Consider the following 326-nt stretch of genomic DNA (forward strand, 5'->3'; position numbering starts at 1 on the left):
GACTTTTCTCGTCAGTCTCGTTGTAACGAATATATACCGGCACCGTCATTCCCTGCTCCAGTGAACGGGCGAAAGCACTGGGAATAACGTAATTACCCACTTTTACTGGGGCTGCATGTGAAGTTCCTGGTGTCAGCGCAAGAAAAAGACAAATGCTACCGCCGACAATATTTATTGTTGTCATATGCATCCTTACATTCCGGTATTTTTATTTATCCCGTACAGATGGCTGCAATCGACCATCACTTCACTGTAATAAACTGCTTACCGTGCCAGATACCGATGCGTGAACGGCTATTGCTGATGTCGGTAAACTGTAATTTTAT

Annotated in this window: 1 protein-coding gene; it reads right to left on the reverse strand. The window is 44.2% G+C overall.

Features of this window, described 5'->3' with window-relative positions; genetic code table 11:
- On the reverse strand, positions 1 to 184 hold a 184-nt coding region (locus tag FDX22_RS31780), incomplete at its 3' end, for a hypothetical protein (RefSeq protein WP_255433029.1).
- Positions 185 to 326: the final 142 nt, after the last annotated feature.

This window comes from Citrobacter sp. TBCS-14 (genome assembly GCF_005280805.1).
In the GTDB taxonomy this organism is placed as follows: Bacteria; Pseudomonadota; Gammaproteobacteria; order Enterobacterales; family Enterobacteriaceae; genus Citrobacter; species Citrobacter gillenii.